14 protein-coding genes are annotated in these 17,296 nt (G+C 53.2%); 6 read left to right on the forward strand and 8 right to left on the reverse strand.

Annotated elements, in window-relative coordinates; translation table 11 throughout:
- The first annotated feature begins 16 nt into the window (after positions 1-16).
- On the forward strand, positions 17-1,201 hold the full coding sequence (locus tag JYB63_RS02665; protein WP_205656259.1) for a D-alanyl-D-alanine carboxypeptidase: 1,185 nt from the start codon (positions 17-19) through the stop codon (positions 1,199-1,201).
- A 110-nt stretch (positions 1,202-1,311) separates the two neighbouring features.
- Here the strand turns inward: JYB63_RS02665 and JYB63_RS02670 are convergent, their stop codons facing one another.
- The 5 genes from JYB63_RS02670 to pdxR form a co-directional block, all read right to left on the reverse strand.
- Positions 1,312-2,214, reverse strand: coding sequence for an ABC transporter permease (locus JYB63_RS02670; protein WP_205656260.1), 903 nt, complete (start codon positions 2,212-2,214; stop codon positions 1,312-1,314).
- Positions 2,215-2,225: 11 nt separating this feature from the next.
- Positions 2,226-3,092 (reverse strand): ABC transporter permease, encoded by an 867-nt coding sequence (locus JYB63_RS02675; RefSeq protein WP_205656261.1) that lies wholly within the window; start codon positions 3,090-3,092, stop codon positions 2,226-2,228.
- A 2-nt stretch (positions 3,093-3,094) separates the two neighbouring features.
- Positions 3,095-4,201, reverse strand: coding sequence for an ABC transporter ATP-binding protein (locus JYB63_RS02680; RefSeq protein WP_205656262.1), 1,107 nt, complete (start codon positions 4,199-4,201; stop codon positions 3,095-3,097).
- Between the two features lie 139 nt (positions 4,202-4,340).
- A complete protein-coding gene (locus JYB63_RS02685) occupies positions 4,341-5,423 on the reverse strand; it encodes an extracellular solute-binding protein (protein ID WP_205656263.1) in 1,083 nt (360 codons plus the stop codon).
- Between the two features lie 265 nt (positions 5,424-5,688).
- The gene (gene pdxR / locus JYB63_RS02690) at positions 5,689-7,215 is read right to left on the reverse strand and encodes a MocR-like pyridoxine biosynthesis transcription factor PdxR (protein WP_205656264.1); all 1,527 of its coding nucleotides are present in this window, start codon (positions 7,213-7,215) and stop codon (positions 5,689-5,691) included.
- A 210-nt stretch (positions 7,216-7,425) separates the two neighbouring features.
- Here pdxR and JYB63_RS02695 point away from each other — a divergent pair, with 210 nt between their 5' ends.
- The 4 genes from JYB63_RS02695 to JYB63_RS02710 are packed head-to-tail and all read left to right on the forward strand — an operon-like array spanning position 7,426 to position 13,103.
- Positions 7,426-8,538 (forward strand): mandelate racemase/muconate lactonizing enzyme family protein, encoded by a 1,113-nt coding sequence (locus JYB63_RS02695; protein WP_205656265.1) that lies wholly within the window; start codon positions 7,426-7,428, stop codon positions 8,536-8,538.
- 1 nt (position 8,539) lies between these two features.
- Entirely contained in the window at positions 8,540-10,042 is a 1,503-nt protein-coding gene (locus JYB63_RS02700; RefSeq protein WP_205656266.1) for an aldehyde dehydrogenase family protein, read from the forward strand.
- A gap of 42 nt (positions 10,043-10,084) precedes the next feature.
- A complete protein-coding gene (locus tag JYB63_RS02705) occupies positions 10,085-11,401 on the forward strand; it encodes an NAD(P)/FAD-dependent oxidoreductase (protein WP_205656267.1) in 1,317 nt (438 codons plus the stop codon).
- A 49-nt stretch (positions 11,402-11,450) separates the two neighbouring features.
- On the forward strand, positions 11,451-13,103 hold the full coding sequence (locus tag JYB63_RS02710) for a GMC family oxidoreductase (protein WP_336510841.1): 1,653 nt from the start codon (positions 11,451-11,453) through the stop codon (positions 13,101-13,103).
- Positions 13,104-13,266: 163 nt separating this feature from the next.
- Here the strand turns inward: JYB63_RS02710 and JYB63_RS02715 are convergent, their stop codons facing one another.
- Positions 13,267-13,773, reverse strand: a complete 507-nt coding sequence (locus JYB63_RS02715; protein ID WP_205656268.1) for an ester cyclase — start codon at positions 13,771-13,773, stop codon at positions 13,267-13,269.
- 130 nt (positions 13,774-13,903) lie between these two features.
- Between JYB63_RS02715 and JYB63_RS02720 the strand changes: the two genes are divergently transcribed.
- Positions 13,904-14,797, forward strand: a complete 894-nt coding sequence (locus JYB63_RS02720; protein ID WP_205656269.1) for a LysR family transcriptional regulator — start codon at positions 13,904-13,906, stop codon at positions 14,795-14,797.
- A gap of 67 nt (positions 14,798-14,864) precedes the next feature.
- Here the strand turns inward: JYB63_RS02720 and JYB63_RS02725 are convergent, their stop codons facing one another.
- Together JYB63_RS02725 and JYB63_RS02730 are read right to left on the reverse strand one after the other, a co-directional pair.
- Positions 14,865-15,866 carry a cytochrome d ubiquinol oxidase subunit II gene (locus tag JYB63_RS02725; RefSeq protein ID WP_205656270.1) on the reverse strand — a complete coding sequence of 334 codons (1,002 nt, stop codon included), beginning with the start codon at positions 15,864-15,866 and terminating at the stop codon, positions 14,865-14,867.
- A complete protein-coding gene (locus tag JYB63_RS02730; RefSeq protein WP_205656271.1) occupies positions 15,863-17,284 on the reverse strand; it encodes a cytochrome ubiquinol oxidase subunit I in 1,422 nt (473 codons plus the stop codon). Before JYB63_RS02730 ends, JYB63_RS02725 begins: the two co-directional genes overlap by 4 nt.
- Between the last annotated feature and the right edge of the window lie 12 nt (positions 17,285-17,296).

The raw sequence follows: 17,296 nt of genomic DNA on the forward strand, positions 1-17,296 counted from the left end.
TTTTGAGTAGGTATACATGCAACACTGGCTGAAAAAGCTTTGTTTCACAGCGTCCGTTCTGTTTTCGTCTCTGGCCTTTGCCCAGCAGCCAAATCCGGTGCTGGCGGATCATTTTTCCCGTCTGAAACCGATAAAGAAAGTGGCGCTATTGGTACAGAATCAGGATGAAGACTGGGCGCTCCGGGCGGATAAATCACTGGTACCGGCTTCCACCCTGAAGATTGTATTGGCCTCACTGGCCATTAAACGCTGGGGGCTGGGTCACCGCTTTACCACAGAGTTTTACCGCGAAGGCAATGTGCTTTGGGTGAAGGGGCTGGGGGATCCGTTCCTGACTTCAGAAGAAATAGAGCTGATTAAAATTCAGCTGGGGGCCCGGACGGATTTAACGACGGTTACCGAGATCCGTCTGGATAACAGCTTTTTTCCGGAATTACGTCTCGATGGCCGCAACAAAAGTGATAACCCATATGATGCCGGTAATGCGGCGCTGGCGATCAATTTTAATACCGCCGCAGTGCGTTACCGCAAAGGTAAGCTGCTGCCCGGTGAGGCCCAGACACCACTCACACCGCTGGCGGTGGATCTGGCGGATGATATTCCCACGGATAAGCAAAACGGCGAACGGCGCATTGCCTTGCCTGGGGGCAGGGATATGTCAGCCCGGTATTTTGGCGAGGTGTTTTCTGCCCTGATGTTCAACCGCCAGCTGCCATTACAGATCATGCCGGTGAGTGCGTCTGCCAAAGCGGTTTATACCCACAGGAGCTCACGGACCCTTGAGGATCTGCTGCTGGCCATGCTGAAGTATTCGAACAATTTCATCGCTAATCAGCTGTTTTTGTTACTGCCTGGTAGGGAAGTGAGCATCAGTGCATCACAAAAGTATGTGATGGCGCAGCTCGAGGCTGAATATGGCTGGCAGGATTTCAATGTCAGCGACGGTGCCGGGCTGTCCCGTCAGAACCGTCTGAGTGCCCGGCAACTGATGGCCGTGCTGGAGAGTTTCCGGCCATGGGCGTATCTGTTGCCTGCCCGCGGTGAGCGGATACAGGCCAAAACCGGTACCTTCTGGGATAACCACAGCTATGCCGGCTATTATCTGGATGAGCAACAGGAATGGCAGGCTTTTGTATTGCTGATCAATACCACTATGAAAGCCGGTTACCGCTTCCGGTTTGCGGATGCGCTGATCCGCTGAAGTCTTTCTTCTTTCGTTTAGGCAAAAAAAAGACCCGCCGGTCAGGGCGGGCCAGGCAGATAATCTGCAGTTTGGACGAGATTCTTTTAAGCTGAGTGCCTGTCTGGCACTCAGTTCTTATCCCTCTGTACTATGACACTCAGCAGGGCCAGCAGGCCTGAACCAATCATCAGGAAGAACGACACAGCGTTCAGTACCGGCGTGGAGCCGACTTTAGCCATACGGTCATACATGGTGATGGTCAGTGGCGCATCGGAGCCGACTAGCATCAGTGTGGTGTTGAAGTTCTCAAACGAGATCAGGAAACCTACAACCCCTGCACCGATCAGCGCCGGTTTAAGGAACGGCAGGGTAACGGTACGCAGAATCCGACCCCGGCTGGCGCCCAGATTCAGTGCTGCTTCTTCCAGCTGAATATCAAACTTCTTCAGGCGGGCCGCAATCACCAGTGTGGTAATGGTGGTGATAAAGGAGAACTGACCCAGAATCACCAGTAACAGACCCGGCCGCAGGGATTCAATATCAATGCCCCAGTTATCTTCCATGCCGTTAGCGATATCACTGGCAAACACCAGAATGGAGATACCCAGAATTACCCCTGGAATAACCAGCGGAATCACCATCATGATGTAGCAGAAGCTTTTGAACGGAAAATCCATCCGTTCGAACAGGAACGCATTGCAGGTACCCACAATGATCGACATCACTGAGACAATGATGGCAACCCAGAAGGAGATGCTCAGGCCGCTCAGTAAGCGACGGTCATGGAACATACCCAGTTTCGGCTCGGTATCACTGAAGAACCAGTCCAGAGTGAAACCCTGCCAGGGCAGCGCCGGGAACATTGAGTCATTGAAGGCAAATGCGCCGGCCGCAATCAGCGGCGCTGCCAGATAAATAAAGAACAGCACCACGTAACCGGTAAAGCAGTTCCGCAGGAAGCGTACCTGATTAAAGGCCGCAGGTTTTGGGTTTACAGCTGCGCCACTGATCGTGTTGGTATTAGATGACATGGTAAACCTCCTTAAGTTTTAGCCACGGTGGATGAAAGGGTCTGGCCGGAAAGGCGCAGTCCGATCCATACAGTGATGGAGGTGAAGATCAGCAGCAGTACCCCGAAGGCCGCACCGGATTCCCAGTTGAAGCGGGTAATAAACTGCTCGTAAATCTGTTCCGTAAACCACTGGCTATTCTTACCGCCCAGCAGAATCGGGGTCAGATAGCTGCCGGCCGTCAGCATGAATACCACGATGCAACCGGAGATAATGCCTGGCATTGCGTAAGGAATGATAATCCTGCGCAGGACCGTCAGACGGCTGCCGCCCAGATTAAAACCGGCTTCAATGAGGCTGTCATCCATGCCGTCCAGTGTGGTGACCAGCGGAACAATCATGAACAGCATAACGGTGTATACCAGACCGACAACCACGGTTGCGTCGTTGTAGAGGAACTCTACCGGGCCGTCTACCAGACCGATGTATTGCAGGAATGAGGAAACGATACCGGTTTCCCGCAGTAATACGATCCAGCCGAAGGAACGCACCAGATCGCTGACCCATAACGGAATCAGGCAAAGCAGGAACAGGCCTGCCTTGGCTCTCTGGCGGGCGATCTTGGCGATGTAGTACGCAATCGGAAAGCCGATAATCAGGGTGACAAACGTCACGAAAATGGACATAACTGCGGTACGCAGCAGGGTGTTCCAGTATACCGGTTCGTTAAAGAACTCAATGTAGTTGCCCAGGCCGTATTCATAGGCGCCCATGCCGACCTTTTCTTTTACTGACAGGATAAATACACCGATATGCGGCAGTACTATCAATAGTAAAATCCACAGGAAGAAAGGGGCAAACAGCAATAGAAACGCCAGGCGTTTTTGTGCGTGATTCATAATTACCCCCGGAAGCACAGGCTCTGAGACTGGGCCCAGCTGATGCCGATCTTATCGCCGCTGCGCAAAGTTGAATGTTCACCGCGCTGTGGCAGATCCACTTCGATCCGCTCACCGGAATGGGTGTTCACCAGAATCCGGCTGTTGGCGCCGTTAAACAGCATGCTTTCAACGGTGACAGGCATGTGGTTCAGGTCGCCGCCGGCGTTGGCCAGCTGTGCGGCATCGTCACCCAGGTGAAGCTGAACCGCTTCCGGACGGACGAAGATACTGATGTCTTCACCGGCATTTACAGAGTCCCCGGTGGCAGACTTACTCTGCAGGGTCAGGCCGGAGTCTGTAGTGGCAGTAATGATGCCGTTGTTAACGTCTTTAACCTTGCCGCTCCAGCGGTTGCTGTCGCCTACAAACCCTGCCACAAAAGGTGTTTGCGGATTGTGGTACAGATCCTGCGGAGAGCCTACCTGTTCAAAGCGGCCATCTTTCATCACGGCGACGTTATCAGACATTACCAGTGCTTCTGACTGATCGTGAGTGATGTACACAAAGGTGGTATCGAACTCATGCTGCAGGGCTTTCAGTTCGATCTTCATATGTTCACGGAGTTTAAGGTCCAGAGCGCCGAGGGGTTCGTCTAACAGGAGAACGTCCGGGTCGAGCACCATGCAGCGGGCAATCGCGATACGCTGTTTCTGGCCACCTGAAAGCTGGCTGATTTCTTTGTTGGCAGAGTCCGGCAGGCCGATACGCTCCAGAACTTCACCCACTTTACGGGTAATTTCATCTTTGCCGGCACCGCGGCAGCGCAGGCCGTAGGCAATGTTTTCGTGGACATTCATCATCGGGAACAGCGCCAGATGCTGGAATACCATTTTTACGTTACGGCGGTTTGGTGGCAGCGCGATGACCGAGTCACCTTTAATGCGGATATCTCCGGAGGTGGGTGTTTCAAAGCCGGCAATCATGCGCATCAGGGTGGTTTTACCGCATCCGGAAGGGCCTAAGATAGAGAAGAAAGAGCCACTGGGTATATCGAATGAAACCTGGTCAACGGCGGTAAAGAGATCGAATTTTTTAGTTATATTATCGACGGTCAGATCATACTGCATAGCATTATTCCGGTATTTACGAAGCAATCACAGCTTGGGTGTGAATCAGGAGAACAGGCAGCGGGAGCTGCCTGAAAGGGGGCCGGCGTGTGGCCCCTCCGGCAACGGTTAAACCGTTACCGGGCGTTGTAGCAGAAAATCAGCTGCCGGAAGCGGCTTTGATTTTCTCCAGTGCCTTACCTTCCATGTCTTCAACTCCTGGTGGGATGTTGGCGAAGAACTTCAGGTTTTTGATATCGGCAGGGGTGAATGCAGCTTTCAGAGCTTCACGCTTGTCGTCCGGCATCAGGTCAATACCGCCGTTAACCGCGGCAACAGCACCGGTGCTGGCAGACATCAGCGGAATGATTTCCGGAGACATTACGAAGTTGATCCACTTGTATGCGGCATCATCAGCTTTACCCTTGCGTGGCAGGGTGAAGGTATCGATCCAGGCCAGGGCACCGGTCTTCGGCGGAACGAAGACAATGTTCTTGTTCTGGTTGTACAGTTTGAATGCGGTGGAGTCCCAGGTCTCAGAACCGACGATCTCACCGGACAGCATCATGGCGGACAGGTCGTCACCACCTTTCCAGTAAGCTTTGATGTTGTCTTTACAGTCGATCAGTTTGTCGGTGACTTTGTTAAGAATACCCTGATACTTGTCGAGATCACCGTAGGCAGCAAACGGGTCTTCGCCCATATCAAAGGCCATGGCCAGCAGGATGGTCCGCTTCAGGCGCATGGAGGTTTTGCCTTTGTACTGCGGATCACAGATGTCGCCCCAGCTGTTGAAGTCCGCAGCCATCGTCTTATCAGCCATCAGACCGGTAGTACCCCACTGGTGAGGCACAGAGAATACTTTGCCGTCGATGGTGGTGTTGGCTTTTACGCCATCCAGAAGGGTGCTGTCGACGTTGGACAGGTCAATTTTGGACATGTCCAACGGCTTGTAAATGTTGTATTCAAGCTGAGCGGAGTGGATACGGTCGTGGCTTGGTTGTGCCAGGTCAAAACCTGCGCCGCGGGTAGCACGCAGTTTAGAGATCATCTCTTCGTTGTTGGAAAAGGTTACCTCTACTTTGATATCCGGGTACTTCTCTTCAAACATCTGTACCACTTTGTCCGGTGCGTAGCTGCCCCAGGTGAGCAGTCGCAGAGTGGTTTCTGCACTGGCATTAACTGACGTCAGCAGCGCCAGACCAGTTGCAGCAGCGATGAGGGTTTTCTTATGTTGGGACATCGGGTTTCTCCCTGATTATTTTTGTTGTTCGACATAACTGAAAGCCACCTTAAGTTATCTTTGGTTTTAAAAGAATAACCATTAACGTTAATTTTTAGATACCAATTTAACGGGTGCTCAGATTGTCACGATCAATCCGATTCCGGCAAAGAATGCCGTAGACGAACACAAACATATCCCAAAAAAGAACAATAAGAAAATAAATTGTTCGAATATATTCGCAAAAGAATAATCAGGGTTGGTTTCAGCCCTGTGACACGTACCTTTACACTTTTGTGACAGCCCTGAAAGCGTCAGCGAGTGTTGCACAGGAAGCATCGAATTCATGGGGCCGAATACAGCCGTAACCCAGAGCAATGCCCCGTTCGCTAACCGGCGCGGCACAATAGTTTGCCAGTGGCCGTACCAGAATGCCCCGGTCTGCGGCGGCCTCTGTCAGGGCTGCTTCATCGGTTTCCTGACGGAACAGGTTAAGCAGATGAAAACCGGTGGCGGTGGGAATCGGGCTGATGAACTCCGCAAGATGTTTATCAATGTTGTGCATTAATGCGTGATTGCGTTCTTCATAGAGTTTTTTGGACCGGCGAATATGGGTAGCGAAATGGCCGTTCTCAATGAATTCAGCCACTGCGGCCTGTACCGGCAGGGGAACCGCCGGCAGAAAACTGTTGATGACCTTATCGACACTCTCAACCAGATGTTCGGGTACCACAAAATAGCCAAGGCGCAGAGCCGGAAAAATGGTCTTGCTGAATGTTCCTACATGAATGACCCGCTGCTGCTGGCTGAGGGAAAACAGGGTAGGCAGAGGCTCCTTGTTATAGAAGAGTTCGCCGTCGTAATCGTCTTCAATGATCCAGGCATTGGCCTGATCGGCTGCTTCCAGCAGGGCCAAGCGGCGGGCCAGTGTCAGCAGTACCCCCCGGGGTTGCTGGTGTGAGGGGGTAACAGTGGCAAGGCGAAAGTCCCGTGTCAGTTGCTGGCCGGCCGACACATTGATGCCTTCATCGTCTACCGGCACGGGGATCAGCTCAGGTTCGCTTTGCAACAGGCCATTACGGGCCACCCGTGAACCGGGGTTTTCGATCCAGACCTTATCGCCTGGGTCCAGCAGCAGATGCGCCAGAAAACTGAACGCCTGATGGGCGCCACTGGTGATGTAAACCTGTTCGGCATCGCACACCAGCCCCCGGTCGGTATGCAGGTGGCTGGCGATGGCGTTGCGCAGGGCCGCAGATCCTTTACTGGAGTTATAGCGGGTCAGGTTCGGCAGGCGGCTGTGTTTGGCCACCAGCCGTGCCCAAAGGGGCAGCGGGAATGCATCGATGGCCGGAATCGCGGTGGAAAATGACTGGCTGACACTGTGGGCAACCGGGGCCGGTAACTGGCTGGCTTTTTTCAGGAATGAGCGGGATACCATGGGCCGGGCAGTGCTGTCAGAAGCTTTGCTTTGTGCTTTGTCTGGTGCTTTGTCTGAGGTGTCGCGGTGCTGCAGGCTGCTGATGAGTTTTTTTTGCTGGCTGAAAACATCTTTTACAAAGCTGCCGGATCCGGTTCGGGATTCCAGCAGGCCTTCACTGGTGAGGCGGTCAAATACGCTGATCACCGTGGTGCGGGATATCTTAAGTTCCTCCGCCAGCACCCGTGATGCCGGTAGCCGTTCACCACCGTGCAGACTGCCGTTAAGAATCATATCCCGAAGGGCGATATACAGCTGGTACTGAAGGCTATGACCGGCTTTCTTGTCGAGGTGGATTGAGCTGAGTAATGAGCCGCCGCTACTTTTCGCCATGGTTATAACCTCTGAATCATGGTCCCGGATTTAAAATTGGTATTTTGTGCTGTATCTAAATGGATATTTTTATATGGCCAATGTTGCGCCATGATGCCGGCAAACAAACATAAATAACAGCTGTTCAGCGTAAATATCCTCAGGGGGTTAATACACACACCGGTGATTACGGTGTTACCGGACCGGTCTGACAGCTGCTAAGGATGAGCCATGAAAATCAGTCGCATTGAAACATTCTGTACCGAAGATATTGGTCTGGTAAGAGTTACAACCGATACCGGGCATCAGGGCTGGGGGCAGGTATCTACCTATCACTCAGATATCAGCTGCACCGTGTTACACCGTCAGGTAGCGCCCTGGGTGATGGGCCGGGACGTCTCTGAACTCAGCCAGATCGGTGACATGTTTGATTATGTGTTCGAGAAAGAGCATAAATTCCCCGGGTCATATATGTGCCGGGCGGTCTGCGGTGTGGATACTGCACTGTGGGATTTGCACGGTAAGTTACAGGAAAAATCTGTTTGTGAGTTGCTGGGGGGAACACCCCATCCGATCCGTGTATACGCGTCCAGTATGAAGCGTGACATTAGCCCGCAGGATGAGGCGGACCGTTTCGCCCGTTTACGGGATATTCATGGCTACGATGCGTTTAAATTCCGGGTGGGCGCGGAGTGTGGCCGTAATCAGGATGAATGGCCCGGCCGTACTGACGCCATCGTGCCGGCGGTACGCAAGACCCTGGGTGATGACGTAGATCTGCTGGTAGACGGTAACAGCTGCTATCGCCCGGAAACCGCCATTGAGGTCGGTAAGCTGTTGCAGGACAACGGCATCTGTCACTTTGAAGAGCCATGTCCGTACTGGGAATATGAATGGACCAAACAGGTCACCGATGCGCTGGATATCGACGTTACCGGCGGTGAACAGGACAACAATCTGGCGCTGTGGAAATACATGATTGATAACGACACCGTTGATATCTATCAGCCGGACATCTGCTACATGGGCGGGATAGAGCGCACCATGCGGGTGGTGAATATGGCTCAGGAGGCAGGCAAGATTATTACTCCCCATGCGGCCAATATGTCTTTAGTGACCGTGTTCACCCTGCACATGATGGGAGCGATTAAAAACGCCGGGCCGTATGTCGAGTTTTCCATTGAAGAAGCGGATTACTACCCTTGGCAGTATGGTATCTACGATGAGTTCCCGGTGGCCAGAGACGGCAAGGTGCAGATCCCTGAAGGACCGGGTTGGGGTGTAAATATTCGCGAGAGCTGGCTTGAAAAAGCCCAGTATCAGGTTTCTGAGTGGGAGAAGTAAAATGACAGGCACTGCAGATATACAAACAGCTGATCTGGCGGCCAGAGTACTGGCCGGTGAACAGCTGGATAATTTACCCAGTCAGCATTTTATCGACGGTACATGGCAGGCCTCTGAAGGTGGCGCCATGCTGGATACCTATGATCCGGGCTGCGCAGAGGTCTGGCATCAGATCCCGGCCGGAACAGTTGGGGATGCTGAGCAGGCGGTTGCTTCTTCACAGCAGGCGTTTGAGCAATGGCGTAAAACTACCCCGGCGCAGCGGGCCGAAGTGATGCAGAATGCGGCCCGGCTGATCGGTGAAAATGCTGAGCGGCTGGCTGTTATTGAGTCACTGGATTGCGGTAAATCACTGGTGGATGCGGAGTGGGACATCGGAACGGTTCAGAAGTATCTGAATTACTATGCCGGGGCAGCGGATAAGCTCGAAGGGGATACCATCCCCCTGGGCCCGGATATGATGTCCTTTAATATTCTCGAACCGGTGGGTGTGACCACCCATATTATTCCGTGGAATTATCCCATATCCACCATGTTCCGGGGCATTGCACCGGCGCTGGCTGCAGGCTGTACGGCGGTAGTCAAACCGGCGGAAACCACCTCGGTTTCAGCGCTGGTCGTGGCTGAGTTACTCAGTAAAGCCGGTTTGCCGGATGGTGTCTGTAACGTGGTGACCGGTCTGGGTGCTGAGGTTGGCGCGCCCCTGTGTCAGCATCCGGATGTACGGCACGTAACCTTTACCGGTTCAGTGCCCACCGGCTCAGCGGTAATGGGTATGGCGGCTAAAAACATCGCCAGTGTCACCCTTGAACTGGGCGGCAAGTCACCAGCCGTGGTACTGGCGGATGCTGATATCGAAGCTGCTGCAGAAGATCTGGTCATGGCCATTTATGAAAATGCCGGGCAGGTATGCTCAGCAGGCTCCCGTCTGGTCATTCACCGTTCCGTCCATCAGCAGTTTATCGAAGTCTTTATGGCTAAAGCCCGTCAGCTGACCCTTGGCCACGCGCTTCGCCGCCCGGATGTAGCGGCCATCAATTCTGCTCAGCAGCTGGCCAAAGTAGCCGGTTATGTCGAGGGAGCCAAAGCCCGGGGGCTGGAAATCCTGATGGGGGGCAATACCACTACAGACCCGGTATCCGGTAAAGGCTGGTTCTATGAGCCGACCCTGATTTATGACGTGCCCCACGAAGACTGCATTGTTCAGGAAGAGATTTTTGGTCCTGTGCTGGCTGTGCAACTGGTGGATTCTGATGAGCAGGCGCTGGCCTATGCCAACGGCACGGATTTTGGCCTGGCAGCCTGTGTGTATACCCGGGATATTACCAAGGCATTGCGTATGGCCCGGGATTTTGACGCCGGTATCATCACCATTAACCAGTATTTTGCCGGCGGTGTATCCACGCCGTTTGGGGGTAATAAAAAATCCGGATTTGGCCGTGAAAAAGGCCAGGAAGCATTAAGGGCTTATTGCCGGGTGAAAAGTATTACCGCGAAAATCTGATAGCCGGTGGTTGATTTAAGAGAACGCTAAAGAGAGCAGTTTATGTTCCCCCATGCAGAGCAACACCCAGAACCTTCGTCACTGAAACTGACCCCTTGGTGGCATGACTCAGCAGACCGGGATATCTGTATCTCGGTTACGGAGCAGGCATTGCCGGCAAAGGCGGATGTGGTTGTGGTCGGCTCAGGTTATACGGGTCTGCATGCAGCACTGGTGTGTGCCGAAGCGGGCAGGGAAACCCTGGTGGTGGATAGTTCAGAACTGGGTTTTGGTTGCAGCAGCCGCAACGGTGGTCAGATCAGCAGCAGTATTAAACCGGGCTTTGACGTACTGAAAAAACGCCACGGTGAATCTGTTGCGCTGGCCATCCATCAGGAAGGACATCGCTCACTGGAATGGATCGGTAACTTCATTGAACAGACGGGTCTGGATTGTGACTTTGATCGCTGTGGCCGCTTTCATGCAGCGCATAATAAAAGCGCTTTCAATAAGTTACGTCACAGAGTTAATTCAGAACATCCGAAGCTGGCCAGCGGTGCACAACTTATCAGTCAGGCTGAACAACAGGCCTATATTGGCAGTAATGCTTATTTCGGCGGCGCGGTATTTCCCCGTCATGCCAGTGTGCACCCGGCCAAGTATCACCGTGAACTTGTACGGCTTGCGGCTGAAAAAGGTGTCCGTTTTATGGCTGGCTGCCGGGTTGAAAGTGTTCGCGGCGAAGGTCCGTTTCGGCTGCTGACTTCCCGTGGTGAAGTGCTGGCGAATGAAGTGGTCATGGCTACGAATGGTTATACATCTGCTGTGACACCACAGTTGCAGCGAAGGGTGATTCCCATCGGCAGTTACATGATTGCCACCGAAGAGATCGAACCTGAGCTGCTGAACCGGCTGCTGCCAACTGACAAGATCATCAGCGACAGCCGCAAGGTGGTGTATTACTACCGTAAAGCACTGGATGGCCAGAGAATCCTGTTCGGCGGTCGGGTATCCGGCAGTGAGACGGACCCGGCGGTCAGTGGCCCGTTGTTACAGCGGGAGCTGGTGAATCTGTTGCCAGAACTGGAAGGGATCGCCATTAGCCATTCCTGGTCCGGGCTGGTGGCATATACCTTTGATGAGCTGCCGCACATTGGTAAGCAGCAGGGTATGCACTATGCAATGGGGTATTGCGGTGCGGGTGTGGGCATGGCCAGTTATCTCGGTAATAAACTGGGCAAGCAACTGGTGGGTGATCCGGACGGCAAGACCGCTTTCAGTATACCGTCTTTCCAGACCCGGCCCGGTTACCGGGGTAAGCCGTGGTTTTTACCCGCAGCGGTACAGTATTACCGCCTGCGGGACAGGTTAAATATCTGATTCTTATCAATTCTCTGATATAAACAACAATAATTCAGGATCACCGCGGGTGATCAGGTTTGGAGATGTGTGCATGCACGGACAACAGGCAAGTTACGATTTTCTGGTGATCGGCGCAGGGTCTGCGGGCTGTGTGCTGGCGAACCGTTTGTCGGCTTCAGGTCAGCACAGTGTCGGTGTCATTGAGGCCGGCGGCAGCGACTGGCGATTCTGGGTACAGGTGCCGATCGGCTATGGTAAAACCTATTATCAGAAGGCGGTTAACTGGATGTTCGAAACGGTGCCCCAACCGGGCCTGAACGGCGGTGTCAGTTACTGGCCCCGGGGTAAGGTCTGGGGCGGTTCCAGCTCTATTAATGCCATGGTGTACATCCGTGGTCACCAGAAGGACTACGATGACTGGGCCGCTCAGGGTAACCCTGGCTGGAGCTATGAAGATGTCTTGCCGTATTTCAAACGTTCAGAAACCGCCCAGGTGGGTGACAGTCAATACCGGGGCAAAGACGGCCCGTTGTATGTGTCAGATGTGTCCAAAGACATGCATCCGCTGACTAAAACCTGGGTGGCTGCCGGTGAAGAATTGGGCATTAAGTACAACCCGGACTTTAACGGCGAGAACCAGCAGGGAATCGGTCATTATCAGCAAACTACTAAAAATGGCTGGCGGGTATCGGCGGCCAAGGCTTACCTGCATCCGGCGAAGAAACGGCCGAATCTGACTATCACCAGTCATGCTCAGGTCACCCGTGTGCTGTTCGACGGGAAAAAGGCCATCGGCGTGGAGTATCTGCGTAAAGGCAAACTGGAGCAGGTATACGCCCGTAAGGAAGTTATTCTCAGTGCCGGCGCGGTACAGTCGCCACAATTGCTGATGCTGTCCGGTGTGGGGCCACAGGAACATCTGACAGAAATGGGCATTGAGGTGGTACAGCACAATGCCCATGTGGGACAACATTTACAGGATCACCTGGGGGTGGATTTTCTTTACAAGTGCAAGGTGCCAACTCTGAATGATGAGCTTCACTCGGCCTTTGGCAAGCTTTGGGCCGGGCTTAAGTTTATATTTCTGCGTAAAGGGCCGTGCCGGCTCAGTGTGAATCAGGGCGGTGGCTTTGTGCGGTCTTCTCCGGATAAGGATCAGCCGGATTTGCAGTTGTATTTTTCACCGGTGAGCTATACCCGTGCCCCGGCGAAAACCCGTCCGCTGATGAATCCTGATCCGTTTTCAGCGTTTCTGATCGGCTACAGTAACTGCCGGGTGAAGTCAGAAGGGGAAATCCGTCTGGCCTCAAAAGATCCGCTGGCGGCACCGGTGATTGATCCGAAATATTTCAGCCATGAAGACGACATAAAACTGATGCTGGAAGGCTCAAAGCTGATGCGCAAACTGGCGCAGACCGAAGCCTTCAAAGACATCATTACGGAAGAGATCCGCCCGGGTAAGGAAATGGATTCCGATGAAGCACTCATTAAGGATATTCACAGTTACGCCTGGACGGTGTTTCATGCCTCGTGTACCTGCCGGATGGGGCCGGATGCAGACCAGTCAGTGGTAGATCCGCGGTTACGGGTGCACGGGCTGGAAAATCTGCGGGTGGTGGACGCTTCCATTATGCCGTTCATGGTGTCAGGTAACACCAACGCCCCTACGATAATGATCGGCGAAAAAGGCTCAGATCTGATTCTCGAAGATCATCGTTAAATAACGGGGAATACCAACGCGGCTTATACTACGGGCTTTAGCACCAAGAGTAATAATGATCGGCGAGAAAGGCTCAGATCTGATTCTGAAAGATCACAGTTAGCCTGGTAACAACAAAGCCCGCCGGAAAGGGGATTCCGGCGGGCTTATTTGTATCTTTCTTTTATTTTGCCTGAGACAGCTGACGCATGGCTGTGGCCCAGTCTTCAATGTGGTATGACGTTTTCACTTTGCCATCTTCAACGGTATGCATATCAATAGACATGATCTTAAAGCTGTTGCCGCTGTGTGGCACACCGAAGAAGTCGCCTGCAGGTGTACCGGTGGCTTCACCGCGGACAATCACTGTGTCACCGGCCACTTTGATGTCTTTAATCTCCCAGTTCAGGTCCGGAATTAACTGACCGATACCGGACAGGGTCTCAATGGTCTGATCCAGACTTTTAGAACCGGCATTATCGTAGTAAGACTGCCAGTCGCTGTGAAATGACTGACGGGCTTTGTCTGCCTGCTGAGCATCAGTCGGGTTGCTCAGGAAGTCATAGAACGGTTTAACAATGGCGCTGCCTTCTTCAACGCTCAGCGCCAGCGCATTGGCGGACAGGATCATAGCGGCTGAAGCAGCTGTTAACAGTTGAACAGGCTTTTTGAATTGTTTTTTCAGAAACATGATGAATTCCTTCAGTGTGTTTATTTGCATCTGGAGTCATTGTGCTGAATCTGATTTGATCCGATAAGACCAATAATGGGTAACGCTATGTACTGTTTTTGATACGTATGGTTAAAGATATAATCCCGGCATGAGTATTGAAAATATCCGACAGTTAAGGGCACTGGCCATCTTTGCGCTGGTTGTGGAGAGCGGCAGTTTTGCTGCAGCCGCAAAGAAACTATCGACCAGCCGGGCCCGGACCAGCGAAACAGTCGCCAGCCTGGAAAAGGAACTTGGCACCCGTTTGCTGAACCGTTCCACCCGCAAGCTGACGCTGACCTCTGAAGGGCGCAGCGTTTACCATCACGCAGCACAGTTGCAGCAGGTGCTCGACAGCGTAGAAGCCGACACCAACCAGCATACGATGGCCGGGAGAATCAGCATTACCTGTACCCATGACATCGGTGTAAAGAAACTGGCAGGGCATCTCGCTGCATTTGAACAGCTTTATCCGGATATCAGCGTTGAATTGCAACTCAGTGACGAACCTGTTGATCTGATCGCCGGGGAAATTGATTTGGCAATCCGGGTAGGCATTCCAAAAGATTCATCTCTGGTGGGGCGCAGCCTGTTTCAGGAGCCCATGGGGATTTATGCCAGCCCTTCGTATCTTGAGCGACATGGTGTGCCGGAATCACCGGAAAGTCTTTCTGCCCATCGCTGGGTGCTACTGACACAGTATTCAGGCCGTAAAACGGTTGAGCTGGAGTGTGGTGATCAGCGGTTAAAGGTTACGCCTGAGTTTGTGCATCTGTGCAATGCGCCGCTAATGATGCAGAAGATGATCAGTTGTGGGATGGGGCTGGGCATTTTGCTGCCATCGACAGTGACCGCTGAAATAGAAAAGGGAGAACTGGTGCCGGTATTACCTGACTGGCACGGCGGGGTGCTGACATTTTCACTGATGTACCCGTCACGTAAACACTTGCCGTTACGTACCCGGCGGCTGGTAGAGTATCTGATTGAGCATTTCGAGCAGTAAAAAAAACGGCGCCAGGTAAGGTTGAGAATACCGGACGCCGTGGACAAAAACTGCCAAGGGTGAGAAATCAGTAATTCAGTTTGCGGGTCTTGCCCCGGAATACCCGGTAAGTGAACGCGGTATAGGCCAGGATCACCGGCAATACCACAGCGGCGCCGATGAAGATAAACCACAGGGATTCCCGGGAGCTTGCGGCATCCCAGATGGTGATTTTCTGCCACACAATATATGGGAAGAAGTTGTAGGCCAGCCCGCAGAAACACAGCACAAAAATAATGCTGGCACTGGCAAAGGGCACCCAGCATCCCAGATCATTTTCCAGCGGCACCCGCTTCAGGTACACATGGTTCAGCAAGAACAGGAAGCCCAGCAGCAAGCCGGTTGGCAGCAGCACGAATACCTGCGGGAAGCCCAGCCACTTATCCATGATGATGTCACTGAGTAACAGGTTACTGATGGATACCGCGACAATGCCCAGTGCCATCAGCAGATTACTGTATCTGGCCCAGCGGGCAGCGCGGATCTGCAGTTCCCCTTCGGTTTTCATTACCAGCCAGGCAGAGCCGATGAAACAGTAACCGGCGGTGACACATACTGCAGACAGCAGGGCAAAAGCCAGTGCGGCGTTGGTTTCTTCAAAACCGGTCACATAACGGCCCAGCATATAGCCCTGGGTAAGGGTGGCCAGCAAAGAGCCCAGTTTGAATGCCAGATCCCATTTCTGCTTGAACCGGCTTGGAGCCTTGGTGCGGAAGTCGAATGCAACACCACGCAGTATCAGGCCAGCCAGCATAATGGCGGTTGGCAGGTACAGGCCCTGCAAGATGTAAGAGTGCGCGCTGGGGAAGGCAATCAGCAGCAGGCCGATGGCCATTACCAGCCAGGTTTCATTGGCATCCCAGAAGGGGCCGATGGAATAGATCATACTGTCGCGCTGGGCCTGATTATCCCGTGGCAGCAGTACACCCACTCCCAGATCGTAGCCGTCCAGAATGGCGTAGATCAGGAAGGACAGCCCCATGAGAGAGACGAAGGCCAGGGGGAGCCAGTCATATTCAGGAAAGATCATGCCTGCTTCTCCAGATTAAATTGCTTTTCAGACATACCACCGCCTACTGCTGCCGGGTCAGTCTGCATATCGGATACATGCAGGTTGTTGGCTTCGAGACGGATTGCCCGGTGTGCCATAACAAACAGGGTGCTGATGTAGGCAACCAGTAACAGGAAGTAGATCGACAGATACATGGCCAGTGACAGAGCGATATTGCCGGACGGTATCTGCGTGGCAGCATCGGCGGTGCGTAATACGCCACTGACCAGGAAAGGCTGACGGCCAATTTCAGTGACGTACCAGCCCGCCAGTGTGGCGACCCATCCGGAGAAGGTCATGGCGATGGTGGCTTTCAGCAGCCATGGCGGATACTGATTTTTACGCACAAAGTACCAGCAGCCAAAGCCTGCAGTCAGCAGCATCAGAACCCCTGTGCCGACCATCACCCGGAAGCTGAAGAAAATGGGCGCGACCGGTGGCGCAGCGTCCGGGAAGTCATTAACCCCCTGCAGTTCGCCGTCCACTTCATGGGTCAGAATGATACTGGCCAGATTAGGGATGGCGATCTCATATTTGTTAGAGCGGGTTTCTTCATCCGGAATGGCAAATAGCAGCAGTGGAGCACCTTTTTCGGTTTCCCAGATACCTTCCATAGCGGCAACTTTTGCCGGCTGATACTTAAGCGTATTCAGACCGTGGAAGTCGCCCACCAGAATTTGCAGCGGTGCCAGAATAGCCGCGGTAATGATGGCAAACTTAAGGGCCAGTTTTGCTGAATGTTTCGGGTCACCTTTGTAAATCCGGTAAGCGGATATACCGGCCACAAAGAAGGCCGCCGTCAGGCCGGATGCCAACAGCATGTGGGTGAGGCGGTAAGGCATAGACGGGTTGAAAATTACTTCCCACCAGTCGGTTACATAGGCAACGCCGTCCCGCATTTCAAAGCCTGCAGGGGTCTGCATCCATGAGTCCAGCGACAGTATCCAGAACGCTGACATACTGGTACCCAGGGTAACCAGCGCAGTGGCAATGGTGTGGGTACGGTCAGATACCCGCTCAATACCGAACAGCATGATAGGCAGGAAGGTTGCTTCAAGGAAGAAGGCGGTCAGTACTTCATAGCCCAGTAGCGGTCCGGCGATATTGCCGACGGTTTCCATGAAGCCGGGCCAGTTAGTGCCGAACTGAAAAGACATGGTCACGCCGGTCACAACGCCCAGCGCAAAGGTAAGAGCAAAGATCCGGACCCAGAAACGGTACACCCGTAGCCAGTTATCATCCCCGGTGGTGGCGTAGCGCACCTTGAAGAACAGGAGCATCCAGCACAGGGCAATATTGATGGTTGGGAAGAGAATGTGAAAACTGATGTTGGCGGCAAACTGAATGCGCGACAGCATCAGGCTGCTGACCCCGGGGTCAGTGGCTAACTCAAGCATAGAACACCTCGA

The sequence above is a fragment of the Aliamphritea spongicola genome (genome assembly GCF_017051665.1).
Lineage (GTDB): Bacteria > Pseudomonadota > Gammaproteobacteria > Pseudomonadales > Balneatricaceae > Amphritea > Amphritea spongicola.